The 25,162-nt window shown below is 55.6% G+C and carries 30 protein-coding genes; 11 read left to right on the forward strand and 19 right to left on the reverse strand.

Annotated elements, in window-relative coordinates; all coding sequences use genetic code 11:
* Positions 1-41: 41 nt before the first annotated feature.
* A complete protein-coding gene (locus AC6CHQ_RS05200) occupies positions 42-779 on the reverse strand; it encodes an SDR family NAD(P)-dependent oxidoreductase (protein WP_251238659.1) in 738 nt (245 codons plus the stop codon).
* A 153-nt stretch (positions 780-932) separates the two neighbouring features.
* Between AC6CHQ_RS05200 and AC6CHQ_RS05205 the strand changes: the two genes are divergently transcribed.
* Complete coding sequence (locus tag AC6CHQ_RS05205; RefSeq protein ID WP_251238660.1) at positions 933-1,262, forward strand: DUF3817 domain-containing protein; 330 nt, start codon at positions 933-935, stop codon at positions 1,260-1,262.
* 48 nt (positions 1,263-1,310) lie between these two features.
* On the opposite strand, the gene AC6CHQ_RS05210 is transcribed toward AC6CHQ_RS05205, so the two are convergent.
* The 3 genes from AC6CHQ_RS05210 to AC6CHQ_RS05220 all read right to left on the reverse strand — a co-directional run bounded on the left by AC6CHQ_RS05210 (position 1,311) and on the right by AC6CHQ_RS05220 (position 3,043).
* Positions 1,311-1,874 carry a DUF2812 domain-containing protein gene (locus AC6CHQ_RS05210; protein ID WP_498081047.1) on the reverse strand — a complete coding sequence of 188 codons (564 nt, stop codon included), beginning with the start codon at positions 1,872-1,874 and terminating at the stop codon, positions 1,311-1,313.
* Positions 1,861-2,178, reverse strand: a complete 318-nt coding sequence (locus AC6CHQ_RS05215; RefSeq protein WP_092052394.1) for a PadR family transcriptional regulator — start codon at positions 2,176-2,178, stop codon at positions 1,861-1,863. The genes AC6CHQ_RS05210 and AC6CHQ_RS05215 overlap by 14 nt, the downstream gene beginning before the upstream one ends.
* 121 nt (positions 2,179-2,299) lie before the next feature.
* A complete protein-coding gene (locus tag AC6CHQ_RS05220; protein WP_251238662.1) occupies positions 2,300-3,043 on the reverse strand; it encodes a pirin family protein in 744 nt (247 codons plus the stop codon).
* Between the two features lie 276 nt (positions 3,044-3,319).
* On the opposite strand from AC6CHQ_RS05220, the gene queF reads away from it, so the two are divergent.
* The 3 genes from queF (at position 3,320) to AC6CHQ_RS05235 (ending at position 5,142) form a co-directional block, all read left to right on the forward strand.
* Complete coding sequence (gene queF / locus AC6CHQ_RS05225) at positions 3,320-3,820, forward strand: preQ(1) synthase (protein WP_251238663.1); 501 nt, start codon at positions 3,320-3,322, stop codon at positions 3,818-3,820.
* Between the two features lie 87 nt (positions 3,821-3,907).
* The gene (queC, locus tag AC6CHQ_RS05230; protein WP_251238664.1) at positions 3,908-4,609 is read left to right on the forward strand and encodes a 7-cyano-7-deazaguanine synthase QueC; all 702 of its coding nucleotides are present in this window, start codon (positions 3,908-3,910) and stop codon (positions 4,607-4,609) included.
* Positions 4,606-5,142: a VUT family protein gene (locus AC6CHQ_RS05235; protein ID WP_157294343.1), complete on the forward strand. Its 537-nt coding sequence runs from the start codon at positions 4,606-4,608 to the stop codon at positions 5,140-5,142. The genes queC and AC6CHQ_RS05235 overlap by 4 nt, the downstream gene beginning before the upstream one ends.
* A 180-nt stretch (positions 5,143-5,322) precedes the next feature.
* Here the strand turns inward: AC6CHQ_RS05235 and fosB are convergent, their stop codons facing one another.
* The 8 genes from fosB to AC6CHQ_RS05275 form a co-directional block, all read right to left on the reverse strand.
* A complete protein-coding gene (gene fosB, locus AC6CHQ_RS05240) occupies positions 5,323-5,745 on the reverse strand; it encodes a metallothiol transferase FosB (RefSeq protein ID WP_498081048.1) in 423 nt (140 codons plus the stop codon).
* Positions 5,746-5,910: 165 nt separating this feature from the next.
* Positions 5,911-6,387, reverse strand: a complete 477-nt coding sequence (locus AC6CHQ_RS05245; protein ID WP_092052413.1) for a GNAT family N-acetyltransferase — start codon at positions 6,385-6,387, stop codon at positions 5,911-5,913.
* Positions 6,388-6,400: 13 nt separating this feature from the next.
* A complete protein-coding gene (locus AC6CHQ_RS05250) occupies positions 6,401-7,693 on the reverse strand; it encodes an FAD-dependent oxidoreductase (protein WP_251238665.1) in 1,293 nt (430 codons plus the stop codon).
* A gap of 4 nt (positions 7,694-7,697) precedes the next feature.
* A complete protein-coding gene (locus AC6CHQ_RS05255; protein WP_251238666.1) occupies positions 7,698-7,916 on the reverse strand; it encodes a hypothetical protein in 219 nt (72 codons plus the stop codon).
* Positions 7,916-8,197: a Fe-S cluster assembly protein HesB gene (locus AC6CHQ_RS05260; RefSeq protein ID WP_251238667.1), complete on the reverse strand. Its 282-nt coding sequence runs from the start codon at positions 8,195-8,197 to the stop codon at positions 7,916-7,918. Before AC6CHQ_RS05260 ends, AC6CHQ_RS05255 begins: the two co-directional genes overlap by 1 nt.
* A complete protein-coding gene (gene arsC / locus AC6CHQ_RS05265; protein WP_251238668.1) occupies positions 8,194-8,616 on the reverse strand; it encodes an arsenate reductase (thioredoxin) in 423 nt (140 codons plus the stop codon). Before arsC ends, AC6CHQ_RS05260 begins: the two co-directional genes overlap by 4 nt.
* 25 nt (positions 8,617-8,641) lie before the next feature.
* A complete protein-coding gene (locus AC6CHQ_RS05270; RefSeq protein WP_251238669.1) occupies positions 8,642-8,950 on the reverse strand; it encodes an ArsR/SmtB family transcription factor in 309 nt (102 codons plus the stop codon).
* Between the two features lie 153 nt (positions 8,951-9,103).
* A complete protein-coding gene (locus AC6CHQ_RS05275; protein ID WP_251238670.1) occupies positions 9,104-9,658 on the reverse strand; it encodes a recombinase family protein in 555 nt (184 codons plus the stop codon).
* A 124-nt stretch (positions 9,659-9,782) separates the two neighbouring features.
* On the opposite strand from AC6CHQ_RS05275, the gene AC6CHQ_RS05280 reads away from it, so the two are divergent.
* From AC6CHQ_RS05280 to AC6CHQ_RS05295, 4 genes are all read left to right on the forward strand, one after another.
* A complete protein-coding gene (locus AC6CHQ_RS05280) occupies positions 9,783-11,249 on the forward strand; it encodes a SulP family inorganic anion transporter (RefSeq protein ID WP_251238671.1) in 1,467 nt (488 codons plus the stop codon).
* Between the two features lie 232 nt (positions 11,250-11,481).
* Positions 11,482-11,823: a winged helix-turn-helix transcriptional regulator gene (locus AC6CHQ_RS05285; protein WP_251238672.1), complete on the forward strand. Its 342-nt coding sequence runs from the start codon at positions 11,482-11,484 to the stop codon at positions 11,821-11,823.
* On the forward strand, positions 11,823-12,749 hold the full coding sequence (locus AC6CHQ_RS05290) for a DsbA family protein (protein ID WP_251238673.1): 927 nt from the start codon (positions 11,823-11,825) through the stop codon (positions 12,747-12,749). Before AC6CHQ_RS05285 ends, AC6CHQ_RS05290 begins: the two co-directional genes overlap by 1 nt.
* A gap of 74 nt (positions 12,750-12,823) precedes the next feature.
* Positions 12,824-13,027, forward strand: a complete 204-nt coding sequence (locus AC6CHQ_RS05295; RefSeq protein WP_092052450.1) for an alpha/beta-type small acid-soluble spore protein — start codon at positions 12,824-12,826, stop codon at positions 13,025-13,027.
* An 88-nt stretch (positions 13,028-13,115) separates the two neighbouring features.
* Here the strand turns inward: AC6CHQ_RS05295 and AC6CHQ_RS05300 are convergent, their stop codons facing one another.
* The 4 genes from AC6CHQ_RS05300 to AC6CHQ_RS05315 form a co-directional block, all read right to left on the reverse strand.
* Positions 13,116-14,351 (reverse strand): Ger(x)C family spore germination protein, encoded by a 1,236-nt coding sequence (locus AC6CHQ_RS05300; RefSeq protein WP_251238674.1) that lies wholly within the window; start codon positions 14,349-14,351, stop codon positions 13,116-13,118.
* Positions 14,348-15,439 carry a GerAB/ArcD/ProY family transporter gene (locus AC6CHQ_RS05305; protein WP_498081049.1) on the reverse strand — a complete coding sequence of 364 codons (1,092 nt, stop codon included), beginning with the start codon at positions 15,437-15,439 and terminating at the stop codon, positions 14,348-14,350. The genes AC6CHQ_RS05300 and AC6CHQ_RS05305 overlap by 4 nt, the downstream gene beginning before the upstream one ends.
* Positions 15,436-16,986 (reverse strand): spore germination protein, encoded by a 1,551-nt coding sequence (locus AC6CHQ_RS05310; protein WP_251238676.1) that lies wholly within the window; start codon positions 16,984-16,986, stop codon positions 15,436-15,438. The genes AC6CHQ_RS05305 and AC6CHQ_RS05310 overlap by 4 nt, the downstream gene beginning before the upstream one ends.
* A gap of 286 nt (positions 16,987-17,272) precedes the next feature.
* Positions 17,273-17,578: a monooxygenase gene (locus tag AC6CHQ_RS05315; protein ID WP_251238677.1), complete on the reverse strand. Its 306-nt coding sequence runs from the start codon at positions 17,576-17,578 to the stop codon at positions 17,273-17,275.
* A gap of 159 nt (positions 17,579-17,737) precedes the next feature.
* Here AC6CHQ_RS05315 and AC6CHQ_RS05320 point away from each other — a divergent pair, with 159 nt between their 5' ends.
* On the forward strand, positions 17,738-19,849 hold the full coding sequence (locus AC6CHQ_RS05320; protein WP_251238678.1) for a catalase: 2,112 nt from the start codon (positions 17,738-17,740) through the stop codon (positions 19,847-19,849).
* A 156-nt stretch (positions 19,850-20,005) separates the two neighbouring features.
* A complete protein-coding gene (locus AC6CHQ_RS05325; protein ID WP_251238679.1) occupies positions 20,006-20,725 on the forward strand; it encodes a DUF6843 domain-containing protein in 720 nt (239 codons plus the stop codon).
* 49 nt (positions 20,726-20,774) lie between these two features.
* On the opposite strand, the gene AC6CHQ_RS05330 is transcribed toward AC6CHQ_RS05325, so the two are convergent.
* Entirely contained in the window at positions 20,775-21,620 is an 846-nt protein-coding gene (locus AC6CHQ_RS05330; RefSeq protein WP_251238680.1) for a DUF1835 domain-containing protein, read from the reverse strand.
* A gap of 212 nt (positions 21,621-21,832) precedes the next feature.
* On the opposite strand from AC6CHQ_RS05330, the gene AC6CHQ_RS05335 reads away from it, so the two are divergent.
* Positions 21,833-22,354: a hypothetical protein gene (locus AC6CHQ_RS05335; RefSeq protein WP_251238681.1), complete on the forward strand. Its 522-nt coding sequence runs from the start codon at positions 21,833-21,835 to the stop codon at positions 22,352-22,354.
* Between the two features lie 15 nt (positions 22,355-22,369).
* Here the strand turns inward: AC6CHQ_RS05335 and AC6CHQ_RS05340 are convergent, their stop codons facing one another.
* Positions 22,370-24,829, reverse strand: a complete 2,460-nt coding sequence (locus tag AC6CHQ_RS05340) for a DEAD/DEAH box helicase family protein (RefSeq protein ID WP_251238682.1) — start codon at positions 24,827-24,829, stop codon at positions 22,370-22,372.
* Positions 24,822-25,148 (reverse strand): nucleoside triphosphate pyrophosphohydrolase, encoded by a 327-nt coding sequence (locus AC6CHQ_RS05345; RefSeq protein ID WP_251238683.1) that lies wholly within the window; start codon positions 25,146-25,148, stop codon positions 24,822-24,824. The genes AC6CHQ_RS05340 and AC6CHQ_RS05345 overlap by 8 nt, the downstream gene beginning before the upstream one ends.
* Positions 25,149-25,162: the final 14 nt, after the last annotated feature.

Here is a 25,162-nt window from a genome sequence, read left to right on the forward strand (position 1 = left end):
GCCCCCTAACCAAATCGGTTCGGGGGCTTGTTGCCGTTCTATTACTGCGCTGTGTATCCGCCGTCGACGATCAGGCTTGAGCCTGTCATAAAGCTGGAGTCGTCGGACGCGAGGAACAGGACCGCTTTCGCGATTTCGTCCGCTTCACCAAGACGGCCCACTGGTGTGGCATCACGCAGGCCTTGCTTCATGTCTTCCGGAATGATCGGCGTGTCGATGAAGCCCGGGCAGATGGCGTTGACGCGGATGTTGCGGTCCGCATATTCGACCGCCAGCCCGCGTGTAAGGTTGACGACGCCGCCCTTCGCTGCCGCATACGGCGCGTTTTGTGCGACGCCGACATGGCCGTACATCGAAGCGGTATTGACCATGACACCGCCGCCGGTTTTCAGGAAACCGCGCAATGCTTCGCGCGCAACGAGGAAGACCCCGTCGAGGTCGACACTGACCGTCCGGCGCCATTCTTCGTATGTGAGCTCATCAGACGGCTTGTTGACGCCGATGCCCGCGTTGTTGAAGACGACATCGACTTGGCCGAACTGCTCTGCCGCTTCCTTGAACAGGTTCTGGACGTCGTCTTCGCTCGTGACGTTCGTCTTCACGAACAGTGCTTCCGTGCCGGAGTTCGTGAGTTCTTCCATCACTTCCTGGCCTTTTTCTTCGTTCAGGTCAGCGATGACGATTTTCGCGCCTTCCTTTGCGAACAGAAGGGCCGATGCTTTTCCGATTCCGGACGCGCCGCCTGTCACCAATGCCACTTTTCCATCAAGTTTACCCATTCCGCAACACTCCTTTATTATATCCCTCGAATTCAAGATAACTCTTTTTCACCAAATCGTCAAAGCTTCTGCTCAAAACGGAGCATCCCGACCGGGACACGTTTCTGAGTTTCCCCTATACTGAAAGAAACAAAACGAAAGGAGGAGTATCCATTGTCCATCTCTGCACTGAAATTTGTGCGGGCCGTGGGGATTGCTGACGGTGTGTCGCTGCTGGTCCTGCTGTTCATCGCGATGCCGATGAAATACATGGCGGGCATGCCGCTTGCCGTCTCGATTGTCGGCGCGATCCACGGCGGCATCTTCGTCACGTACGTCCTTGCCCTCCTCCTGGCACAGATCGTGGTTCGCTGGAACATCATCTGGTCGGTGCTTGGCGTCGCAGCCGCATTCGTACCATTCGCGAACTTCTTCCTCGACCGGAAGTTCAAGAAAATGCAGAAGGAACGAGAGGAAGAGACCAGTATTCAGGTGGTCTCGTGATCCATATAGGAAAGGCAGCCGTCCTCCGTGGACAGGCTGCCTTTTTCATTAAACCTTTAATATTGAGTACTTCCGGTAAGCCTGATAATAGCTGATCCCCAACAGAACAACCATCAGCGCCGGCAGCAACTTCAACAGGACAAACGGGGTTTCAAACAGAAATGCTTTCAAGAACAAGGAGCCTTCCATGCTCCAAAGGCCTTCGTGGTACAGATTTGAATCCGTGTAGAGCATCAACGAATAAAACAGACAGAGCATGCCCAGCCACAGCGAATAGTTCATCAGCCGCTTGTAATAACTGCCCTGTGATTGGCGATCTGAGAAGATCACATCTTGATCAGCCGATTCTTTTTGCCAGTACCGGATGCCGCTGAGTGTAGAACCGTCAATGTAATCCCAGCCAAAGTCCTCGTACATCCCTTTATACTCCCCGAACTTCTCCTTGCTTAAATGCCCCTGGTAATCAAGCCGCATCACATAGTTCTTATCCGTTTTTTCAAAGGTGTAGATGCCCAATCCGCTAATTCCTGTACAGCGATAACCTTCTTGCAGTTGCCCGTTCAGCCATTGCTCTTCTTTTTCGATATTGAAGAACAGCTTAAACCTCTTCATCCGGCTCACTTCCTTCGTACAAGGATAAAATGTGCAACAGCCTTTTTTGTTCAACCTTCAACACTTCGAGACCTTCAGCAGTAATCCCATAAATCTTTCTCCGACCTGACTTCCCCACAGGCTCGATCCAACCGTGTTTACTCAAGTTTTCGATCGCCCCGTATAACGTACCAGCCGCCAAAATAACGGAACCATGACTCATTTCTTCGATTTTCTGCATGACGGCATAACCGTGGAGCGGCTCACGCAGAGCCAATAAAATGTAATGCATCGTTTCAGACAACGGCAATAATGGATGTTTCATCGCTTCAACCTCTATTCAGTCCAACTATATAGCCTGACTTAATAATAGTTCAGTTCAACTGAGTAGTCAATCTATATTCAGAAAAAAAAGCAGCCAGTCCGATTGGGCTGGCTGCCTGGTTTCACATTCTCTTCATTCCGCTGATCGTGCCTGTATCGGTCATTTCGGCATCTAAGTCCACGAGGAACAGCACAAGCACTGCGGTCTCAAGAATCTCGAGTTCTGATAGCTCACCCGCAGTACCGCTCACCCCGTCCCCTTTTCCGAGGACTTCCCCGCCTACCCGGATACTGCCTTCGAACACATATAGCCACGGCGTGTATCCATGCACGTCCGGTACGGTCAGTTCCGCTCCGGCATCCGCCTTCGCTTCATAAACGGCCACTCGCTGGCGGATCTCAAGCGGCGCACCTGAATCCGATGGCCCGCCGATGAGCGTCCAGCCGTCGTCTCCAGGTTCGCCTGCTTCCCAGAACCGGACGAGCGGTTCCAAGTCCGCCTTTTCCGGACGGATCAGGATCTGCAGCATCTCAACGTCTTCGTGCGGTGCCGACTCCTCGTGGAAAAAGCTCTTGCCCGCGTTCATCATCATGTGCCGGCCCGGCTCCAGCATCTCTTCCTGCCCGTCAGAATCCCGGTGCAGCAACCGCCCGGATCCGATGTAGCTCAGAATCTCATCGTTCACATGCTCATGCATCTTGATCTTCGTGCCTTTCTTGATGGTGGCATGGTCAAACCGCGCCAATGGCCCGAATGAATAGTCATCGCTGTCTCTGTCTTGATTGACCAGGCCAGGACGGTTCACCTTAAGGCTGAAAAACTTGCCGCCCGCCGGAAATGCCTGGCTGCCCCGGTAAATGTCCATCGTTCTCCCCCCAGAAGTTGTTAGATGAAGTGTATCTCAGGAACCTCGCGGACAAAACAAACTTGCCCGGAGCGATAATTTTCTATATCATAATAACGACAACTAAATGCCCGGACTCGCCGGGAGAGGTTCATAGCGGATACCCTCTATAAAAAACTATGGATTCATGACGATTCAAGCCATGTCCATGCCGGACACGGCTTTTTGTTTTTTATGGGAACGCTAAAGCCTCTCTTGAGCATGCCGGGCGCATGACCACAAGGAGGCTTTTTTATTATGTCTGGCAGAAGCCAAGAACAAGGATTAAAGGATCTGACCCTGCTGGGGAATCAGAATACCCAATACTCAATGGAATACGCGCCGGAAGTGCTGGAGGCGGTGGATAATCTCCACTCGAACCGCGATTATTTCGTGAAGTTCAACTGCCCGGAATTCACGAGCCTGTGCCCGATCACCGGACAGCCCGACTTTGCGACGATGTACATCTCGTTCATCCCGGACAAAAAACTCGTCGAAAGCAAGTCGCTGAAGCTGTACCTGTTCAGCTTCCGCAACCACGGCGATTTCCACGAGGACTGCGTGAACATCATCATGAACGACCTCATCAAGCTGCTCGACCCGCGCTACATCGAGGTTTGGGGCAAGTTCACCCCTCGCGGCGGCATCTCGATCGACCCGTGGTGCAACTACGGCCGTCCGGGAACGAAGTATGAGGAGATCGCCAGCTACCGTCTGATGAACCACGACATGAACCCGGAGACGATCACAAACCGCTGACCCGCCCCGGAAGAAGTTCTTAGCGACCTTCTCTAAAAAACTAAGGGAAACAGCGCCGCTGTTTTCACTCAAAGGAGATCATTTATTGTGAAACAAGAAAAAGCGGTCGTCGTGTTCAGCGGCGGCCAGGACAGCACGACCTGCCTGTTCTGGGCACTGGAACAATTTGCCGAAGTGGAGGCCGTGACATTCAACTACGGCCAGCGCCATGCCCTCGAGGTGGAATGTGCCAAAAACATCGCGGGAGAACTTGGGGTGAAGCACCACGTCCTCGACATGTCGCTGATCAGCCAGCTCGCGCCAAGTGCGCTGACGGATACCGGGATTGAAGTCGCTGACGGCGATGACGGGGGGCTCCCGTCCACCTTTGTGCCGGGACGGAACCTGCTTTTCTTCTCATTCGCAGGGATCCTTGCCCGCCAGATCGGCGCGAAGCATATCGTCACAGGCGTCTCCGAGACCGACTTCAGCGGCTATCCCGACTGCCGCGATGCATTCGTGAAATCGCTGAACGTCACGCTCAACCTCGCAATGGACGACCAGTTCGTCATTCACACGCCGCTCATGTGGCTCGACAAATCCCAGGTCTGGGAACTGTCCGACCGGCTCGGCAAGCTCGACTACGTCCGCACGAAGACGCTCACCTGCTACAACGGCATCCAGGCCGACGGCTGCGGCGAGTGCCCGGCGTGCCGCCTGCGCAGGAAAGGCCTTGAAACCTTCCTTGTAAAGAAAAGCGGAACCGTACTCCCGGCGGGCGGATCGGCTGAGGAGGTGGCGCTGCCATGAGAATCTTCCTTTACCTCATCTCGATTGTCATCGCCAACGTCGCCACCGCAGCGCTCATGCCGCTTGAATTCGGGATTTTCATCATCCCGGTAGGCACCCTGTTTGCCGGGGCAACGTTCATCTTCCGCGACCTCGTCCAGAACAAGTACGGCCGCAAGAAGACCTACATGTTTATTGTGATCGCGCTCGTCCTGTCCGCGACGGTCTCCTTTATCCTTGGGGACACGCTGGCAATCGTCGCCGCTTCGGCGCTCGCATTTATCATCGCCGAGTCGGCGGATACGGAAATCTACTCGCGCCTGAAAGTGTCGTTCGTCTGGCGCGTGTTCTACAGCGGCATCGTCGGCGGCATCCTGGACTCGGCCGTCTTCGTCATCGTCGGCATGAGCCCGATCGGCGCCGGATTCATCCCGTGGGAAGCCGTCCCGGTCGCCATCCTCAGCCAGGTGATCGCGAAGTCCGCCGTCCAGACCGTCGGCGCACTGATCCTTGGCCAGATGCGCGGATTCCGTGCGGTACCGGTTCAGTCCTGATGTGAGGGGGCGGCGGGATAGTGTACTTTTAACAGGCGATGGTGTACTTTCGGTCAAGCTTACTGTACTTTCGCAGACGCTTAGTGTACTTTCGCGCTGCCTTAGTGTACTTTCATGAAAAATCCCGCTCCCACAGACAAAAAATAAGCATGCCGCCCGACACGGGCTGCATGCTTATTTTCATTCATAAAACGTCATGTGTGGCTTTTCCTGCCGGTAATAATCCAGCCGATCTTCCAGTGTCCCGGTATGGAACTCGAACTTGTGGCCGTCCGGGTCGGTAAAGTAAACGGACTTGCGGTCCCGCTCATTCCGTTCACGGCCCGGCAGGATGTTCACGCCGAGCTCCCTGAGCCTGGTGACCTCGCCGTCGAAGTCAGCTTCATCAACCGTGAAGGCAATGTGTGTATACGACTCATGGATTTCATTCCGAGGAATGTCCGGCTCCTCATTGAGCGCCAGCCACATCCCGTTCAGGTCAAAATAGGCAGTAGATCTGCCCTTGACAAGCAGCTTCGCCCCGAACACATCGCTGTAAAACTTAATCGACCGCTCCAGGTTGGACACCGAAAACAAATAATGATTGATTCCCTTGATGGTCACCTTCGCTCCTCCTCCCTGCCTCCATTATGAATGTGTAGTCTCACGGCGTGAATATGTAATCTCGCTCCATGATTGTGTAAACTCGAGACACGAATGTGCAATCTCGCGAATTCCGCCCCTCAAAATAGAAGCATGCAGCCTCCCTGGGCCGCATGCTTCTTCCATTCATTCCACGATCCTTTTCTCCATAAGCACATTATTGTGCCAAACGCCGTCGCGCATCGCGATTTTCTCACGCACGCCGACGATGCGGAACCCGCACTTTTCATGCAGACGGATACTTGCGGTATTCTCTTCGAAGATGGCGGCCTGCAGTGTCCAATATCCTGCCCGGCGCGCTTCTTCTTCAAGATGGCGCAGCAGGCTTGTGCCGATGCCGGATCCCCCCGCCCCATGCTTTACGTAAACACTCACTTCACCGACACCGCGGTATGCGTTACGCGCGGAGAACGGCGTGAGCGACACCCAGCCGAGGATCTTTCCGCCGTCTTCATAGACAAACCGGAGCTCAGGATGGAATTTCCGGTCCCAGCCATCTTCGGAAGGCACACGGGTCTCGAATGTCGCGATGCCCGTAGCCATGCCTTCCCGGTAAATCTCCAGCACGTCCTCGAAATCTTCACTTCTCACCTTCCGGATCATAGGCGCGCTCCCCTCAGCAGCAGCCGCCGGCGCCACTATGGCAGACGCCGGTTTCCGGCAGCACCAACTGTACATTATCCGCGGCTTCCCGGTCTCCGGCAAGAGATGCCGCCACCGAGCGGACTTGCTCATAGCCGGTCGCCATCAGGAAGGTCGGTGCGCGGCCGTACGATTTCGAGCCGACGATGTAGAAGCCTTCCTCCGGTTGGCGGAGCTCTTTCTCACCGTGCGCCGGGACGCTTCCGCAGCTGTGGAGGTTCGGGTCGATCAGCGGTGCCAGTGCAGGCACGGCCTCGGTGATTGCTTCCGATTCAAACCGGAGCTCTCGGTGGAAACCGAATTCCGGACGGCTGCCCGTGTTGACGATCAGCCGGTCAAACGGTGCCAGGTCCTTGCCGTCTGATGAAAGCACGATGCCGTCCGCTTCCCGGATTCCTGTGATCCGGAACGGAGTGACCACTTCAACCCGGCCGTCCCGCACGTATCCGGCGATCCGGCTGCCGAGTTCCCCGCGGGCTTCGAGCTCGTCATCTTGTCCGCCGCCGAATGCGTCTTCCACGCGCTTTTTGCGAAGTATCCAGGTAATCTGCGTCTCCGGATGCCGATCCTTGAGCTTCATCAGACTCAGCAGGGAATTGATGGCCGAATGTCCGCCGCCGACCACGGCGATGCGGCGGTCCGCATACTGCTCCTCATGCGCAAGAACGTCCGGAATCCCGTAATCGATGCGGTCCGCAAGCTCCTTCTCGGCCTTCAGCAAGACGCCGGTGCTGAGGGCAGGATTCGGATTGCCCCAGGTGCCGGTTGCGTCGATCACCGCTCCGGCCTTCATTTCCCTCGTGCCGTCGGGTGTTTCCGCATAGATCAGGAACGGCTTCGAAGCTCGTCCGGCCGACTTCATACGGTCGATCCCGTCCCGGGCAATCGCGACGACTTCATGGCGTTCCCAAATATCCGGTGCGAGCAGCTTCGCAAGCGGCTCCAAGTATTCCCCGATCAGCTCCACTCCGGTCGGCAGCTTTTCCGGTTCCGGCTTCTGCCAGCCTGTTTGTTCAAGCAGACGTCCCGCTGCTTCGTCGACATTGTACCGCCACGGGGAGAACAGCGTGACATGTTCCCACGTGCGTACATTTTCGGCGATGCTCCCTTTTTCCAGAATGAAGAACGGCACGCCACGCTCTTTCAGGTGGGCGGCAGCCGCGAGGCCAATCGGGCCCGCTCCGATGATTGCAACTGGCAGATCCGGCTCGCAGCATCCCGTGGACGGATCACAGCAGGCAGCGGGTTGGATGATTTTCAATTCCATACGTCTACACCTCTTCTTGGATGGGGTCATTGCAGATTCGCTTCAGGGCCTCTTCATAGGCCGCTTTCGTGTACACTCCGTAGCGGTTCAGGTCGCCCCGGAAAAACTGCTCTTCGGTCAGCTTCTTCGCTTCTTCCAAGGAACCAGCCCGGGTGGACAGGAGCAGCCGCAGGTATGACAAGAAGTAGTCCGGCGACAGTGCGCCCGCGTTCTTGACGACCATCAGCAGCTCCCGGGCTGGTAGCCGACCAGCATCAGCCCCATCTCCCCTTCGTTTTCTTCCGCGTGGACCGTCACGTCCGCCAGCATTGCCTTCACCTGCGGATCGACGGCGAACCGGATCCCTTCCAGTTCCATCTGTTCATCTCCGTCGGCAGGCACCGCAAGCTCAGCGCCCATGTTGACGCCGCAGCATCCCGGGACGCCGTAGAAACGGATCGTCTTGTCAGGCTGTTTGGCCTGTACCTCTGTCAGAAACGCTTTTCCTTCTGGTGAGACATTCATTTCGATTCCTCCTCCGCAAACTTCCGGATGCGCTCGCCAATCTCGTCGCGAACGCGGCGGAATTCCGCCATGATTTCTTCTTCCGTACCGGTCGCTTTTGCCGGATCGTCAAAGCCCCAGTGCTCCCGGCGGATCGACGGCGGCGTGATCGGGCAGCGGTCCGCGGCGTCGCCGCACAGCGTCACGATAAAGTCCGAGCGATTCATCGTTTCCATATCGAGAATATCGGACGTCTGCCCGGAGATGTCGATTCCCGCTTCGGCCATCGTCTCAACGGCTCTTGGATTCAGCCCGTGCGCCTCGACACCCGCGCTTTTCACTTCCCATTCGTCCCCGAGGTACTTCTTGCCGAATCCTTCGGCAATCTGGCTGCGGCACGAGTTGCCCGTGCACAGGAAATAAAGCAGTTTTTTCGTCATGATCGGTTCCTCCTCTGATATCGGCTCAGCATGAAACTTCAGCGGAGCCGCACACGCAGGCTTCGGTCGCTTCAAGCTCATCAATGACTGTCCGGACAACCGGCGTCAGTTCTTCCGCCAGCCGGTAATGCTTCCACGTGCCCCTTTTGCGCTCGCTGACAATGCCGGCTTCCTTCAGCTTGCGCAGATGCTGGCTGACGGCCGGCTGTGAAATGCCGAGCACATCGACAAACTCACAGACGCACACTTCCCCGCTCTTCAGGCAGGAAAGCACCTTCAGCCGGTTGCTGTCAGCGAGCGCCTTTAATTGCTTCTCCATCAGCTGAATATCCATGTGGGCCTCCTTATATAACTGTTTGCTTATGTATAGAGTACACCTGCGGAATTCATCTGTAAATAATTAAATGCTTATATATTACGGTTGTGTACTTTCGCCGCCACTCCTGCCCCAAAACGAAAAAGCACGCGGCAGCCCCGTGTGCTTTCCTCATTCGTCCCCGTCCTTCTCCAATGCGAGATAACGGTAGAGCGTCGTTTTCGAGATGTTCGTTTTCTCGCGGATTTCTGCCAACGTATACAGGTTGGAGCGGTACATCCGGAGTGCTTCGCGAACGTTTTTGTCCTTTTTTCGCGGGCGTCCGGTGGAGACGCCCTTTTCCCGCGCACGGTCGATGCCGGTCTTGGTCGCGAGGCTCACCGTTTCAGACTGGAACTCCGTGAACATGCGCACCATCTGCTCCAGATTCAACGAGAGCGGCTGATCGGAGTCGATCTCCTCGCGGTGGAACCGGATCACGGCCTTTTTCTCGGACACCTGCTCGAGCACCACCATAAGATGCGCCGGCGAATGGGCGAGCGTGACGAGCGATTGGACGTAAATTACATCACCTGCTCCGACCCGTTCCAGAAGCGCATCCAGCGCATCATTGATCTGGTACTCCTCTTCCTTCACCCATTCATCGACAGGATGGGTACTGAGCGTCTCCTTTTGCGCTGCCATATCACGGTCGGACGGCAGGCAACGGATATATGCGTAGTTCATTATAGACTTCCTTTCCGGAAAAGCTTCGTTCCCATTATAAACGAATCCAGGTCCAAAAGGGTTCCCTTTTGGAACAAACGATGTTAGAATGTGTCAGTCAGATTACAATAAAGAGGTGTACCGATTGATAGATACTCTAAAGAAAGAATGGTTCGGCAACGTCCGCGGGGACATCCTGGCGGGGACCGTAGTCGCCCTTGCCCTGATTCCCGAGGCGATCGCCTTTTCCATCATAGCAGGCGTGGATCCGATGGTCGGCTTATATGCCTCCTTCTGCATCGCGGTCATCATCGCCTTTGTCGGCGGCCGGCCTGGTATGATCTCCGCGGCGACCGGCGCGATGGCGCTTCTCATGGTGCCGCTTGTCCGCGAGCACGGGCTGGACTACCTTCTTGCAGCAACGATCCTCACCGGGGTCATCCAGATCCTCTTCGGTGTGCTGAAGATCGCGAAGCTGATGAAGTTCATCCCGCGTGCCGTCATGATCGGCTTCGTCAACTCGCTGGCGATCCTGATCTTCATGGCGCAGGTGCCGCATTTCCTTGGCATCAATAATATGACCTATGTATTTGTCGCGATTACGCTCGCGATCGTTTATATCGTCCCGCGGTTTTTCCGCGCGATTCCCGCTCCGCTGATCGCGATCGTCATCCTGACGGCAGTGGCGATCTTCTCGGGGCTCGAGCTCCGTACGGTCGGCGATCTTGGTACGATTTCGCAGACTCTTCCGGCATTCCTCATCCCGAACGTTCCATTTAACCTGGAAACACTCGCGATCATCTTCCCATACTCGCTCGCACTCGCGATCGTCGGTCTGCTGGAGTCACTCCTCACTTCACAGATCGTCGACGACATGACGGACACGGGAAGCAACAAAAACAAAGAAGCGCGCGGCCAGGGCATCGCGAACGTCATCAACGGATTCTTCGGCGGCATGGCGGGCTGCGCGATGATCGGCCAATCGGTCATCAACGTGAAAAGCGGCGGGCGCGGCAGGCTGTCCACGCTGACGGCGGGACTTCTGCTCATGTTCCTGATCATCGTCCTCGGCGACCTCGTCGTCCAGATTCCGATGCCGGTCCTGGTCGGCATCATGATCATGGTATCGATCGGCACGTTCGACTGGGGCTCGTTCTCCTACCTCAGGAAAGCGCCGAAAACGGACGCTGCGGTCATGGTCGTCACAATGGGAATCGTCGTGGCTACACACGACCTGTCCAAAGGCGTCATCGCCGGCGTGATCCTGAGCGCGATCTTCTTCGTTGTCAAAATCTCCAAGATCAAGGTCGAGAAAAAGCTGACGGACGCCGGCATCCTTTACAGCGTGCAGGGCCAGCTGTTCTTCGCCTCGGTCGAGGACTTCCTCGCAGGCATCGACCTGACGGAGAAAGATCAGGACATCCGCATCGACTTCACTGACTCCCATGTATGGGATGACTCGGCGGTCGGCGCGATCGACAAGGCCGTCCTGAAACTCAGGGAAAACGGCAACGACGTCACCATCCAGGGCCTGAACGCCTCCAGCCGGCGGATCATCGACAGGCAGGCCGTCTACACGAACGAAACGGCCATCGCGGCCACAACCGAATAAGCGCTAAACAGCATGCAGCCGGGCCGGGCTGCATGCTTCTTTTGTTGTGAACGTGTAATCTCGCAGGTCGAACGTGCAGTCTCGGGGTGTGATTATGCAATCTCGAAGGGCGAATGTGCAAACTCACCCGCCTCACCGACGATGATCTTTCGTAATCACACCTCTTGATATATTTTTTATACTTGATATACTAAGTATACAACATCGCAATTACACCAAAGGAGGAGTGCCCTTGCAGACCTGTCCCTATATGGAGGCCGCGTTCCAGATCCTCGGCAAGAAGTGGAACGGCCAGCTGGTCCACTATCTGTGGTCGCGCGAAAACCATGCCGCACACTTCTCGGAGATGAAGCAGGACCTCACGGGCATGACGCCCCGTGCACTTTCGCTCAAGCTCACCGAACTGGCCGAAGCCGGCCTCATCGAAAAGACCGTCCACCAGGAACCGTCTGTCAGCATCCGTTACCGACTGACCGACAAAGGCGCGGCGCTCGCTGAAAGCCTGAAGCCGATCCAGGAATGGGCCCAACAGCATCTCGACGTCCAACTCACCCCAACAAAGGAGGAACTATGATGAACAAGAACAATCTGATCTGCGACATGGAAACCGGCGTATGCGGCGTGCCGGGAGAGGAAAACACGACCGGCTTTCAAATGCTCGACTTCAGCAAGCCAAAGGAAAAAGTCGACCTGTACTATGTGACCGACCCGATCTGCTCGCACTGCTGGGCGCTTGAGCCTCAGTTCCGCGCATTCACCGAGCGCTATGCCGACCACCTGAACGTCCATACGGTCATGGGCGGCCTGCTCGAGAAATGGGACGGATTCGCCGACCGCGCCAACGGGATTTCCGGGCCGGCAGACGTCGCGTCCCATTGGCGGGAGGTCGGCGAGCACAGCCGGATGCCGATCGACGGCTCGCTCTGGCACACGGATCCTGTCACATCATCGTTCATCCCGTCCCGCGTGTTCAAGACCGTCCAAAAATACGACCCGTCTCTTGCGCCTGTTTTCCTGCGCCGTGCCCGCGAGGAACTGTTCGCCTTTAACCGCAACATTTCCGACGCCGGCGTCCTGAAGGAAATTGTCGACGGACTCGGCCTTGATGGAGACGCCATCGTGAAGGAATCCGAAACACCAGAAGCGCAGCAGCTTCTCCAAGAGGACTTCCGTAAGGCGGCCACGCTCGGCGCCCGCGGTTTCCCGACAATCGTCCTCGTGAACAAGGAACAGCAGGGCGTGAAAATCGTCGGTGCCCGCCCGCTCGAGGCATACGAAGAAGCCCTGAAACAAGTCCTTACCGAAGGTGCGCCGGTCGCCGCGGACACACCGAAACTCCAGGCCGTCCTGGGGAAAGAAAAGCGGCTCTTCTCCAAAGAGATTGAAGTCCTCTACAATATCCAGCAGGCCGAAGTGGACAGCTTCGTCGCGAGCGAGCTTCCTGAAGGCTCTTTTGAAACGGAAGAGGTGCTCGGCGAAACGATTTTCCTGCTGAAGTAAGCACTGGAAAATATCTCATCGAATCGTTTTGTCTCCAGCGGTTATTCTAACTGCACAAAGGAGGCGAGACAAACATGCCAAACAACAACAATTCCAACAAACTCGTTGTACCGGGCGTACGCCAGGCACTCGACCAGATGAAGGAAGAGATTGCACAAGAATTCGGCGTCCAGCTGGGTGAAAATGCGACAGCGCGTGCCAACGGTTCCGTCGGCGGAGAAATCACGAAGCGCCTGATCGCCCAAGCCCAGCAGCAAATGAAAAACGGCGGCCAGTAACCCGCCCTTAGTCTGTCCTGAACTTTAATCCGCTATGTAAACAAGAACCGCCGGAGGGCCTTCAACCCTTCCGGCGGTTTTGTTTTTCCTATTCGGTTTCATCCTTTTTCAGACTCGGCGGGCGGATCTGCTCGCCGAAGCTTTCGATTTCAACAACAAATTTGATGTCGACATCGGCTTCGGCAAATTGCCGGTCCCAGCCATAGTCTTCAAACTCCTTCATCGTCCAGAAGTTCTTTCTGGCGGCCGCGTACCAGACAAACGGCTCTCCCCCGTATTCTTCCTGCAGCTTTGCGATCAGCTCATCGGACTTTTTCTCCAATCGTTCTTCGACGGATTTGACCAGTTTCTTCTGCTTTTTTTCGTTGCGTGTAAAGTCCTGCAGAGAGAGGTTGGAATTGATGCGCATCTTTAGGGGGACATTCACATCAATCTTGGCCGGGGACCTGTCTGTATCGATGCGGATCTTGGTATTTTCTGTTCTGCTGAACACAACGGTCAGCCGGTATTCCTCTTTCGTAGGGTCGGGGAAGCTGGCAGTCATCGACTCGATCAGGTTCTTTCTTCTTAGAAGGAGTGAAAAACGGGTTTCTTCCCCATCCAGCGTTCCGATCATGCGGCCTTTTTGTAAGATGGCTGAGCCCATCATCTGGACAGGGTACCCCGAAAGCTGAGGCACCTCACCTGCCAAGTACGCGTCGTCGTCCTCTTGCACCTCCGGCTCTGTTTGGGCAGTGGCATATGCCGCCAAAAACAGTTCACCATCCGTCCTCTGGTAGAAGGTGTTCAGGTCGGAAAGCGGCACATAGCCGGTATGCTCCCAGTTTCCCTCCATGAATGCGTAATACTTGTGAGGACGCGTTTCCATCGTCGGCTTGTTTTGATGGATAAAGTCCTGCGCCGGCTCTTTCGAGATGATCATCATCGCTTCCCTTCTCATCTCAGGATCGATGATGGCCGAACCGATTACATGTTTGAACAGATCGTCCCTCGCCAGTTCTTCTCCTATGATGATCGTCTTCAGATGGCTGAAGGTGATCTTCCTCGATAAGGAGGACTGCGCCAGCTCCTTGGCGGACAGCAGATCCGGGGCGGTGATCGTGACGATGTCTGACGGAGGTTCGGTCTGCGCTTCCGCCGCCTGGGACGTATTGACCTGTGGGTTGGAGATCTGGAAGGTCACGTCAATCAGATTTCTCTTTTCCCCTTTGTCGAGTCCTATTGCGACGACGAATGCCTGCTGCTCCAGTTCCAGCCGCTCCCCGCAACCTGCCAGGAATAAAACCGCAAACAACATCCCGACTTTCCATCCGATCCTTCTCATTGCTTCCCCTTCTTTCCGAAACGGTCCAATATCCATAACAGAACGGGCAACAGCAGGAACATCCCTGAGCTGACCTCGAGAAGCAGCGTCCTCCAACGCTCTCCCTGAAGATTGTTGTCCGGAATCATGCCCAGCACGACTGCGGTTCCCGCAAGCGGTAGTAAAAGCAGTTCAAACTTCTTGTAGCCGATCGCTTTTCCAAGCAGGTAAGCGGACAGATAAAGGTATATGGCGAAGTGGAGGGCGGACCCGACAAACCAGAGTGCCAGGAAGATCGATTCCACATGATTGGCCAACGAACCAAGCGTCGCCATACGCGTCAGATGATGATATGGATATGCGATGTTCTGCACGGCAGGATAGTCAAACATCATCACAAAGACCGCGAGAAACACGGCCATTTTGACCGCCGGTACCCACAGCCCCCAAATCGCCGCTTTCTGGAACGCCCGATGTGTCCGCACATAGGTATACAAAATGCCGACGAGGATGATGTCTCCATAGAATGCGCTGTACGTCAAACTTCCCTTGAACAACTCTCCCGCTCCCGATCCTGCGATCGGAAACACGTACAGATAGTTGAGTTGCTCCGCAACGCCGGCAACCAGCAGAATCGAGGTCAGCAGGAAAATCGGAACGACGAACAGTGCCATCCTGCCGATCGCCTCAAGCCCCCTATGGGCGATAAAGAACGATGCGCCAAGAATCAGCACCACCAACAGGTAAAGGACGGATGTCTCCGCATAATACATCGTGGTGACGATGTCCACATAGTTCCGGCCATTGATCGAGGTCGAAGAGAAGATGGCCACAAACAGGGCGAGTGTAATCAACCGCCCGAACAAGTTTCCGGTCAGGTTGTTGAGTAACTCAATCAGGCCGGTGTTATGTTTCTTCATTAATGGAAGCAGTAGCAGCAAGGGTCCGAATAAAAACGCAGCGGAAAGCAGCGGCATCACCCAGGCGGCCGTGAGTCCCGTGTCCAGCAGAAGATTAGGTGTGGAGTTCGTGACGCGGATCGCCATCATCGCGTACAAGATGGCGAAAAACTCCCTGCCCCCGATTTTTCCGTCGGATACCCGGATCATGAGCCGTCCCCTCCTCTCTGTTCAACCCGCTTGTCCTCCTGCGGACTCAGTGACTCGGGACGCTGCCATTGCTTCTTAAGAATGGGCCGTAAAAACAGGTCCCGGGAAGACGGCATATGAGGAGTGAGCGGAGAGAAAAACGGCACGCCGAAAGATTTGATCGACACGGCATAAGCCAGCAGAGCCGCAAATCCGAGGGCAATCCCGACAAAACCAAGCAAGTGGGCGGCGAACAAAAAGCCGAAACGCAGGAGGCGGACCATGACGCTGAGACCGAGATCCGGCAAGGCGAAGGAAGACAGACCGGTGATGGCGATCACAACGACCAGCAACGGGCTGACCAGATTGGCCTCAACCGCTGCCTGCCCGAGGATCAGGGCGCCGACAATCCCCATCGTAGGCCCGAGAGGCGTCGGCACCCGGAGACCAGCCTCCCTCAAGATTTCGAACGTGATTTCCAGGAGAAGCAGCTCCAGAAACGACGGGAATGGCACCCTTTCCCGCGTCCCTGCGATTGCCAACAGCAGGTCGGTCGGAATCATCTCCGGGTGGAATGTGATGACAGCCAGATAAAGCGCCGGTACAAGCAGGGCAATAAATAGCGCAATGAGCCGCATAATCCGCGCGAAGTTCCCGTATGCCCATCGCAGGAAATGGTCTTCCGCCGTATGGAACAGCGACCAGAACGTGATCGGTGCGATGAGCGCATCGGGCGAGTTGTCCATGAGGAGCACGACATGGCCTTCCAGCAAGAAGGAACTGGCCCGGTCCGGCCGCTCCGTCGTCACCGTCGACGGGAACAGTGAGTAAGGGCGTTCCTCGATCAGTTCCTCCAGGGCGGCCAGCGTCAGGATCGCATCCTTGTCCACTTTCGCAAGGCGGTCCTTCACGTTCCGGACAAGTTCCTTATCAGCAATGTTATCCAGGTACAGGACCGACACGTCCTGCGGGGATTCGTTCCCGACGGTCACGGTCTCGGATACGAGCCGGTGATCTTTCAGCTGCCTGCGGATCAGCGATTTGTTGACGTCAACCGCTTCCACGAAAGCATGGTTTGGCCCCTTGACGACGATTTCCCGGGTCGGTTCGCCAACAGAGCGCTTCTCGAATCCAGCGGTATCCGCCGCGATGGCACTTTTCTCGCCGTCAATCAGGATAATCGCGCTGCCGTTGATCAGCCGCCGGACCGCTTCCCGGAAGTCGGCAATCACCTCGCTGCCGGAGACCGTCAGGATGTTGTCTTTGATTTCGCCGACCAGTTGCCCTTCCCCGTCCAGTCGCGACGCCAGGAGGGGCCTGATCACATGGTCATTGATCATGTCGGTGTCTGCCGCCCCCGCGACAAACAGCACCGTCGCGCGGCGGTTGACGGAAGGAATCTTCATCGCTCTGGACTTCAGGGCGTCATTTTTGGGCACGAGAAACAGCTCTTCCAGCTGCCTGATATTGTCATCAAGCTGATCGGAAAAGGGCTCTTTCGGGACCTGATTCATGGGGACACTGCCCTCTGCAGGATCGCTGAACAGCTTTTTAAGGAAATCACTCATCTTTGCGCCTCCCCTGTAGGGCTGGATTCATAGATGAAGGATGCACTGAAAAACTTTCAGTTAACCATTTTCTCAGAGTTTTGGGCAAAAAAAGTGATTCCGGCAAGGTGCCGGAATCACTACAATCGGAATTTCCGCTCCAGGCGGCTTTCCGCGGGCATGGCTTTAGCCTCCTCGTCACTTCGCTCCTGCGGGGTCTTCAGCTCATGCTATTCCCGCTGGAGTCACCGCCTTCCGCTTCAATCCAAATCATGTAAGGCGAAATCATTACGAATAAACTTACCATTCACTTTACAGGTCCCGATGTCATCTCCGTCAGCGGGCCATTAACATCAAAGATCCTTCCGCGGATGCCGGTGATGCCGAAGCTTTCGAGGCGGGCGATGTGCATCGTGAGGTAGTCCTCGGCGTGCTGTTTCGTATCGAACAGGTAGATGCCGCCGGCTTCCTTGTTTTCTTCGTTTTCCGTCCAGATTTTCCACAGGAAGCCCGGTTCTCCGGTGATGCTTTTTGCAAGGTCCGCATAGGCTTCGGACATTTCCTTGCCAAATGGCCCGTCTGTCTTGAAATCAACTTGCAGCAGTACTGGCATATGATAACCTCCATTTCCTTTTTCCATTATACCTCCCCGCACACCCATTTCCCTGAATCATCAGCCATTTGCTTGGAAAGCCTTCCGGTGAAGAGAATATTGCCCTTCCCTTCCGCATACATTTACAGGCGAATGGAAAATGAAAGGACGGGTGATGACATGGATCGGTTTCCTCCAGGGCCGGAAAACGAAGGCCAGGGCGGCGAAGGCAGCGACGACTACAAAGGCCTGGAAGCGTTCGAAGGTCCCGACAATCCCAAGCAGGAGCAACTAGACGAGTACCGCATCCGGAACACCGGCAATCCGATGACGACGAACGCATCGGTGAAGCGGGCCGGCGACTCCGAGCAGCTGAAGGCAGGCGTCCGCGGCCCGGCGCTCCGGCAGGATTATCAGTACTTCGAGAAGATGACCCACTTCCTGCGTGAGGAGATTCCGGAGCGGGTCGTCCACGCGCGGGGCTACGGCGCGTATGGCGAGTTCGAGTGCTATGAGTCGATGGCAGAGTTCACGAAAGCCGGCTTCCTCCAGGAGCCAGGCAAGAAGACACCGACGTTCGTCCGCTTCTCCACCGTGCAGGGTCCTCGGGGCTCTTACGACACCGCGCGCGACCTCCGATGCAAGGGCGTGAAGTTCTACACCGAGGAAGGCAACTATGACCTGACGACGATCGCGATGCCGGTCCTGATCAACCAGGACGCCATGAAGTTCCCGGATGTGATCCACGCCTACCAGGCCAAGTCGGATGACGGCATCCCGACTGCGACCGGCGCCCACGACCGGTTCTGGGACTATGTGGCGAACAATCAGGAAGCCCTCCACATGACCCTATGGGTCATGTCGGACCGCGGCATCCTCCGAAGCTACCGGATGATGGAGTCGTGGTCGATCAACACGTACCTGTTCGTGAACGCGGAAGGCGTCGCGACATTCGTGCGGTTTGTCTGGAAGCCGGTGCTCGGCGTCCACTCGCTGCTTCAGGATGAAGCGATCAAAATCGGCGGGCTCGATCCGGACTTCCACCGCCGCGACCTCCGCGAGGCGATCGACAAGGGTTACTATCCGGAATATGAGCTCGGCGTCCAGCTGATCTCGATGGAAGACGAGTTCAAATTCGACTTTGACGTGCTCGATCCGGCGAAGTTCTGGCCGGAGGAGATCGTCCCGGTCAAGCTGATCGGCAAGATGACGCTCAACCGCAACATCTCGAACGAACACGCCGAGTCCGAGCAGGTCGCCTTCAACCCGGGTAACGTCGTGCCGGGCATCGACTTCTCGAACGACCCGGTCCTGCAGGGCCGCCTCATGGCCTACCAGGACACCCAGTACCACCGGCTCGGCAGCAACAATTTCCAGGACCTCCCGATCAACCGTCCGCTCTGTCCGTTCACGAACAACACCCGGCGCGGCTACATGCGCTACCGGATCGACACGGATCAGGTGAACTACCACCAGAACTCGCTCGCGGACAACACCCCGTACACCGTCCCGGTCGAGGAAGGCGGCTACGAGTACTATCCTCAGTATGTCGAAGGCCATAAGATCCGGGCCCGGAGCGAGTCGTTCAATGACTGGTTCTCGCAGCCGAGGATCTTCTGGAACTCCCTCACCCCGATCGAGAAGCAGCACACGATCGAGGCGCTCAGCTACCAGCTCGGCCGGTGCAGGAACGTCTCCGTGCGCGAACAGAACGTCGACATCCTCGCCAAGGTCGACGAAGGCATGGCCGCCGTCGTCGCCGACAACATCGGTGTCCGGCGCTCGAACAACTCCCAAGTGGACGCCGAAGAACGCTACAACTCCCTCAGCCAATACAGCACGCCGAAATATGCGGCCACCCAGAAAGTCGGCGTCATCATCGGTGATGGCTACGACAGCCAAGAAGTCGGCCAGACCCTGGCAACCCTGAAGGAGAACGGTGTCTTTGTCGCCATCATCTCCGACACCCTCAACCCGGTCCAGGCATCCGACGGCTCGACACTCAAGGTCGACGAAACCTTCATCACGTACAGCCCGTACCTCGTCGACTCGCTTTACGTCGTCGGCGGCAGCGCCAAAAACCAGGACAAATTCAACCGGGACACGGTCGACTTCATCCGCGTCGCCTACACCCACTTCAAGCCGATCGGCGTCGCCTCGGACGCGAACAACTTCGTCCAGGCCACCCCGCAAAACAACCTCGCCGGCGTCGTCTTCGCGGCGGATAACCCGAACTTTGGCGAGGAGTTTGTGGAGGCAATCGGGACGATGAGGTTTTGGAATCGGACGTAAGAACGGACTGTCTCAGATTTCGGCGGAAGCTGGTCTGAGGCAGTTTTTTATTGTACGCACAGATTCCCAAAGCCTACAGGGAACCTGCCGCCGCGTCCGGACGTTTACAGTTACATCCAACAAACAAACTGATGCGGAACAGGAGTGTGGGTGTCCTTGTACTTATCCATTCTGTATGTCGTCGCCTTTTCAGTGCTCGTCAGCGCCGGAATCGGGTTTGCTGCCCGTAAGTTCATTCGCAAGTATCTGCAAACCGGAGTGCTGCCGTTTCTATCAGGAAGCGCCGTGACGCTGCTTCTCGGTTATTTCATGATGTCTTTCTTCAGATTCGGTTTTTATTCGGCAGCGACGGCAGGACTGGCGTTCCTCGTCTATGTTCTTTTCATTGGCCTTTGGCATGATCAAACCGGACGCTTCACACGCTGGGCAGGCATCTCGGCATCGGTCATATTGGTTGCCGGGCCTTTCTTCCTATTCCTAGTCTCCAGCCAAAAAGGCGCCGACCAGACCTATCTTCTGCCGATGGGCTTCGAAGGATGCGTCCTGGTCAACTATGAGGTCGAAGGCGCCCCACCCCTGAAAATCGAAGACAATGAAATCGTCTATCACGTCCCCGAAGACGGAATCATCGATACGTCCTCCCCGATGGACTTCGGCTGGGTGAGCGAAGAACACTCAGGTTCATACCGATCCAGGGCATTTTATGTGGATCAAGCCGGAAACACCATGCAGGAACTTCCACAGGAAAAGATCCGGTTCGGGGCCAATGGTTCGATGAAGGAAGAAGGCAAGCCGGAGCGGACCTACTATTACCAACTAATCGGTGACGAGGACGTGTTAACTGAGGGATGCCCCGCACTTGAGATTCCGCGGTAGGGAGCGGCTGCCGCTGTACGAGAGAACGCGCAATACGAAAAACGGTCCCTCATCTAAGAACCGCTTGATCGGATTGCGGTTGCCGTCCCGCCAGCCGCACCTTGTACATCCTGATCGACTCCAGATCCCCCTCCGCTTCCAGCCGGCCGCTCCGGACAAGGGCCCGGATCCGCGACTCGAACCATCCGTCGCTGACCGTCTGGATTGCATGCCCCATCGCCTCGCCGACGACCCGGATGGCCAGCACCCACTCCCCGTCCGACTGGTCCAGTCCCCGTTCCACACAGGAAAGGATGAATGCATCATCCCGCGATTCGGGAGCATGGACGATGGAGCCATCCTGCCACGAGCGCACCAGGCCGGGTGTATTGAGAAGGGCTTCCCCCTCCTCGGCAAGCAAATGCCGTCGCGCCTCCGGCAAAGCTTCGCAATGCGTCTTATAGAATGAACGCAGCTGCTCAGTGGACAGCTCACCCGAATGACGGATCTCGACTGTCACGCCGGGCACACCGGGAGCCTCGAGCATCGCCCGATGGGTATTGACCGTCTGCACGTCCACCTCCCGGCCTCTCAACAAATAACAGGCCAGCCTGAGGCCGATCTGTTCGGTTGCATTCTCGCATGTCCAGACCGTCACCCGCACCCCGTCAGGAAGACCCGCCAGCCGCTCCACCGCATTCCGAAACACGGCTTCACTGCCGTCCGGTCCGCGAAACATTTCATGGAACGTTTCCCGTTCCCAATCAAACCGCCGGGCAATCCCCGCAGGCCTGTCAATGCCGTCGATCGGTCCCACCGACAAATCCCCCGGAAAGCCGATGACTTCGTCGTCTGTCTTTCTGAATGCATGTCGGAGCGCACCGGCGGCAGATTCGCCGAAGACAATATGAATCATCACAAAATCCCCCTTCAATAACTCTCTATCTTTACGGGGGCGGCGATAGAAACGTTCCATTTATTCTCTTCTAACCAGAACGCTTTGGGTCGGCCAAGCATCTTCTGCCCGAAGACGCCAACAAAACCTGTCCAGGAAAAATTCCGATACTTCAGATATGATGTACATAAGAAGACCGCGAAGAAGTTCTTCAAAGGGAAGGAGGTATAACAATGTCCATCCAGTCCAACCAGCAAGCCATCCTGACAGCCATCCAGGATGCCATTAAAGCACACGGACCCATCTGCCACCTGGATAACATCTATACATATGTCCGCAACCACGAACCGGCCATCCGGCACTATCAGGATGAGGAAGCCATCATCCGCAACATCATCTATCGCCATTCAAGCGACTGCGAGATCTTTAGGGGCACGTTCAGATGGGACAGCTATGACCTCTTTTATGCACCCAAAGGAATCGGCTCAGGTCTCTGGAGTATCTGGCCAGATGAACTGCCGCTCCGCATCTTGATCGAAATCCTCAAGCATCGGGGAGGCCTTGCCACAGTAGAGGAGATCAGGCAGCACCTGATGCTCGACTACCCGAGGCTCTACGTGTCGGGCAAGGACACCTCAAACGAGATCAGGGAAACGTTGTTTCAGAACTCCACTTATCATCCCAACTCTAAGAACCCACTATTTTTCTACTCCAGCATTGTGGATGCTTGGGGAATACGGCCGGAAATCGATTAAAAGCGGGCATCCATGTTACTGGACGCCCGCTTTTCTTTTCTTCATCTTTCGCTCAAAATGCTCATGTAACCGAAAATTCGCTGTCTGTTCAGTCCAGTCATAGAGGAGAGCAACTTGTTCTCCGGAAGGCTGAGGGAGTTGAATCGAGAAGCGATTCTCTTCGAAAATCACCATATCTGCCTTCTCACTCCCGCTCCACATTGTCATCGGCATTTCCGCAATAAGTATTGATACTCTACTCTCATTATACTCAATTAGACCCTGACCTTTTTTGCTGTCGAGGTCAACCTTTTTCCGGTATTCCTTTTCAGTAAGATACCGATGGAAGAACGGCGCAACCTCTTCAGGTGCTACGGGATATGTCCAATGCTTTGGACCTCTTGAAAGCATGTATAATAGAACGACCATCTTATAGCTTTTATTCATCTCTGTCTTCTCGACTTCGATAAACCAGTCCTTATACCTCTCCCAGACCTGCATTTCTTCCTCGCTCAGTTCTCCGGCATACGTCAGCATGCCAAAGTAGCTTCCGAATTCCTGCTTAACTGCCTTAGAGTCGGCATCTGCCTGCAGGTGAAATTCCAGGTATTCCGGTCGCCTGCCTAGCTCCCGTTTCAGATCAAAGTAGGCTGCGATGAGCGCATCCCTCCGGGGCACGCGTTTTCGTGCCATCTCCTTAAGCAGATTGATAACCTGAAGGTCAAGATTGAACTCACAAACTTCCGGCACGGCCGGTTCTGCAAAGCGGCCACGCTTTTCTCCGTACTCTCCTGTTTCATCAAAGACCGCGAGCTTCACATCCGCGTTCCGGTAGTTGCCGATAAAGTCGATGATGACGCAGTGGGACTTCCCGTCTGCCAGCCGAAGCCCGCGGCCGATCTGCTGTGTGTAGACTGTAAGTGATTCGGTCGGGCGGATAAAGAGCAGTGTATCCACCTTCGGTATGTCGACGCCTTCATTAAACAGGTCAACAGTGAAGATGGCTTCCAGTTCACCTAATTCAAGGCGGTCGGTGGCTTTCCGTCGCTCTTCTGCAGGCGTCTGACCGTGCAGCACCATCGAACGAATTCCCTGTCTGCGGAAATAGTCGTTCATGAAAGTGGCCTGGCGGACAGATGAGCAGAACACGATAGTACGGGTCTGCCTGTGCTCCATATATCCTTGGAAGATCTTTTGCGCAAAGTCTTCCCTGAGCTGTAGCGCGAGCAATTCCTCTTCGTCATAACGGGTTCCCCGCCAGGTAATCTGCGAGTAGTCGGTGTCGTCATAGACGCCATAATACCGGAACGGCGAAAGCCAGCCGCGCTCAATCGCCTCCAGGAAATGAATCGAGATAGCGACATTCCCGTCGCAGATGGCATAAACGTCCTTGTTGTCCATCCGGTCCGGTGTGGCAGTGATGCCAAGCAGGAACTTCGGTTGGAAGTACTCGATTACACGCTCATATGTAGGCGCCGCGGCATGATGAAACTCATCGACGACAATCAAATCGAAGTTATCCGGCTTGAACCGCTCCATGTTATGGCGGCTGCCGAGCGTATAGACGGAAGCGAAGACAAAGTCCGCTTCCGTTTCTTTTTCGGCAGCATTAAAGAAACCGCTAGTTTTGTCCTGATGAACATGCAGAAAGGATTGCTGTGCCTGCCGGAGAATCTCTTCTCTGTGAGCGATGAAAAGTACCCTCTTGAACTTCCTGGCAAAGAATGCGGCAAGGTACGTCTTACCAAGCCCAGTCGCGAGTACGACCATCGCCCGATCATACTCCTCTTCCATCGTCGTTTCTAGCGCATCCAGAGCCATCTGCTGGGCGGGACGGGGCTGCAGCGGTTCGGCGGAGGCAGGTTTCGTTTCATAGTCAACGCCGCTTTCCGCGATTTCCTGGGCTTCACCCGGCCCAAGCATCATCTCGGTCTCTTCTTCCGCTGACCAGGCCATACTGAATGGCCGTTGGCGATTGGCTTCCCGATGATTCTCCTTATACTCCGCGAGAGTCTCAGGGTTTAGCGAGATTGTCGACTCATGGTAAAACAACTTCAGAAACTGATCTTCCGCCTCTTCGAACACCTGGTTATCCGCTTTTGAAGGGGCCAACAGATTCCACTCGACTCCTGAAGTCAGTGCCGACTTCGACAGATTCGATGAGCCGACGATGAGGTGATGATTATCCTCTCTCCCCCGGAACAGGTACGCCTTCGGATGAAAGCTGGCTCCGCCGCTCTTCCATAACCTAATCTCGGCCTCAGGAAGCTCCTTGAGCAAGAGCTCCAATGCTTCCGGCTGGGAGATGTACAGATAATCACCCGTTAGAAGCTTAATTGAAGAACCACGATTTGAAGCCGCTTTCAGAAACGGCAACACCTTCCGGACACCCGACTTCATCGTGAAGGCGGTCATCCAGTGGATCTCCTCCGCATCACCCGACAGTTTTTCTAGATGCCGGATAAGCTCGGACGTGATGAGTTGCAGCTTAGTCATCAACTACCTCGATCAGATAGATCTTCTCATCAAACACGCCCCGCTTCTTCGCCTTTTCCTCACGGATCATGTCCAGTTGGTGAGGGGTAGCGCCGTGTGCGGCGGCGGTTGCGTAGATAAGTTCGAGCATATCTGCGAGCTCCTCGACGGCCGCGACTGCGTTCTCTGCTGCGAGGTATTCTTCGTATTCTTCTCCGATTTTCTTCCTCAGTTCCTGCATGTATTCGTCATCATTCAGGATCCGTGTTTTTGGTTCCTTGCCTGCCAGTTCGATGATCTCCGGAATCCGGTCACGTACGAGTTTGTTGTGGATGGGCATGTTTGGTTCCTCCT

This window comes from Bhargavaea sp. GQ12, assembly GCF_059758705.1.

Coding starts and splice junctions, on each gene's coding strand:
- AC6CHQ_RS05260 (WP_251238667.1), bottom strand. CDS start 8,197: ATGAATGTCTCACCAGAAGGAAAAGCGTTTCTGACAGAGGTACAGGCC.
- AC6CHQ_RS05305 (WP_498081049.1), bottom strand. CDS start 15,439: ATGATCCGGGTATCCGACGGAAAAATCGGGGGCAGGGAGTTTTTCGCC.
- AC6CHQ_RS05330 (WP_251238680.1), bottom strand. CDS start 21,620: ATGATTCATATTGTCTTCGGCGAATCTGCCGCCGGTGCGCTCCGACAT.
- AC6CHQ_RS05295 (WP_092052450.1), top strand. CDS start 12,824: ATGCCAAACAACAACAATTCCAACAAACTCGTTGTACCGGGCGTACGC.
- AC6CHQ_RS05310 (WP_251238676.1), bottom strand. CDS start 16,986: ATGAGTGATTTCCTTAAAAAGCTGTTCAGCGATCCTGCAGAGGGCAGT.
- AC6CHQ_RS05215 (WP_092052394.1), bottom strand. CDS start 2,178: ATGAAACATCCATTATTGCCGTTGTCTGAAACGATGCATTACATTTTA.
- AC6CHQ_RS05210 (WP_498081047.1), bottom strand. CDS start 1,874: ATGAAGAGGTTTAAGCTGTTCTTCAATATCGAAAAAGAAGAGCAATGG.
- arsC (WP_251238668.1), bottom strand. CDS start 8,616: ATGACGAAAAAACTGCTTTATTTCCTGTGCACGGGCAACTCGTGCCGC.
- AC6CHQ_RS05275 (WP_251238670.1), bottom strand. CDS start 9,658: ATGAACTACGCATATATCCGTTGCCTGCCGTCCGACCGTGATATGGCA.
- AC6CHQ_RS05235 (WP_157294343.1), top strand. CDS start 4,606: ATGAGAATCTTCCTTTACCTCATCTCGATTGTCATCGCCAACGTCGCC.
- AC6CHQ_RS05345 (WP_251238683.1), bottom strand. CDS start 25,148: ATGCCCATCCACAACAAACTCGTACGTGACCGGATTCCGGAGATCATC.
- AC6CHQ_RS05255 (WP_251238666.1), bottom strand. CDS start 7,916: ATGGTCGTCAAGAACGCGGGCGCACTGTCGCCGGACTACTTCTTGTCA.
- queF (WP_251238663.1), top strand. CDS start 3,320: ATGTCTGGCAGAAGCCAAGAACAAGGATTAAAGGATCTGACCCTGCTG.
- AC6CHQ_RS05335 (WP_251238681.1), top strand. CDS start 21,833: ATGTCCATCCAGTCCAACCAGCAAGCCATCCTGACAGCCATCCAGGAT.
- AC6CHQ_RS05220 (WP_251238662.1), bottom strand. CDS start 3,043: ATGGACATTTACCGGGGCAGCCAGGCATTTCCGGCGGGCGGCAAGTTT.
- AC6CHQ_RS05245 (WP_092052413.1), bottom strand. CDS start 6,387: ATGATCCGGAAGGTGAGAAGTGAAGATTTCGAGGACGTGCTGGAGATT.
- AC6CHQ_RS05300 (WP_251238674.1), bottom strand. CDS start 14,351: ATGAGAAGGATCGGATGGAAAGTCGGGATGTTGTTTGCGGTTTTATTC.
- AC6CHQ_RS05340 (WP_251238682.1), bottom strand. CDS start 24,829: ATGACTAAGCTGCAACTCATCACGTCCGAGCTTATCCGGCATCTAGAA.
- AC6CHQ_RS05315 (WP_251238677.1), bottom strand. CDS start 17,578: ATGCCAGTACTGCTGCAAGTTGATTTCAAGACAGACGGGCCATTTGGC.
- AC6CHQ_RS05320 (WP_251238678.1), top strand. CDS start 17,738: ATGGATCGGTTTCCTCCAGGGCCGGAAAACGAAGGCCAGGGCGGCGAA.
- AC6CHQ_RS05270 (WP_251238669.1), bottom strand. CDS start 8,950: ATGGATATTCAGCTGATGGAGAAGCAATTAAAGGCGCTCGCTGACAGC.
- AC6CHQ_RS05290 (WP_251238673.1), top strand. CDS start 11,823: ATGAACAAGAACAATCTGATCTGCGACATGGAAACCGGCGTATGCGGC.
- AC6CHQ_RS05250 (WP_251238665.1), bottom strand. CDS start 7,693: ATGGAATTGAAAATCATCCAACCCGCTGCCTGCTGTGATCCGTCCACG.
- AC6CHQ_RS05200 (WP_251238659.1), bottom strand. CDS start 779: ATGGGTAAACTTGATGGAAAAGTGGCATTGGTGACAGGCGGCGCGTCC.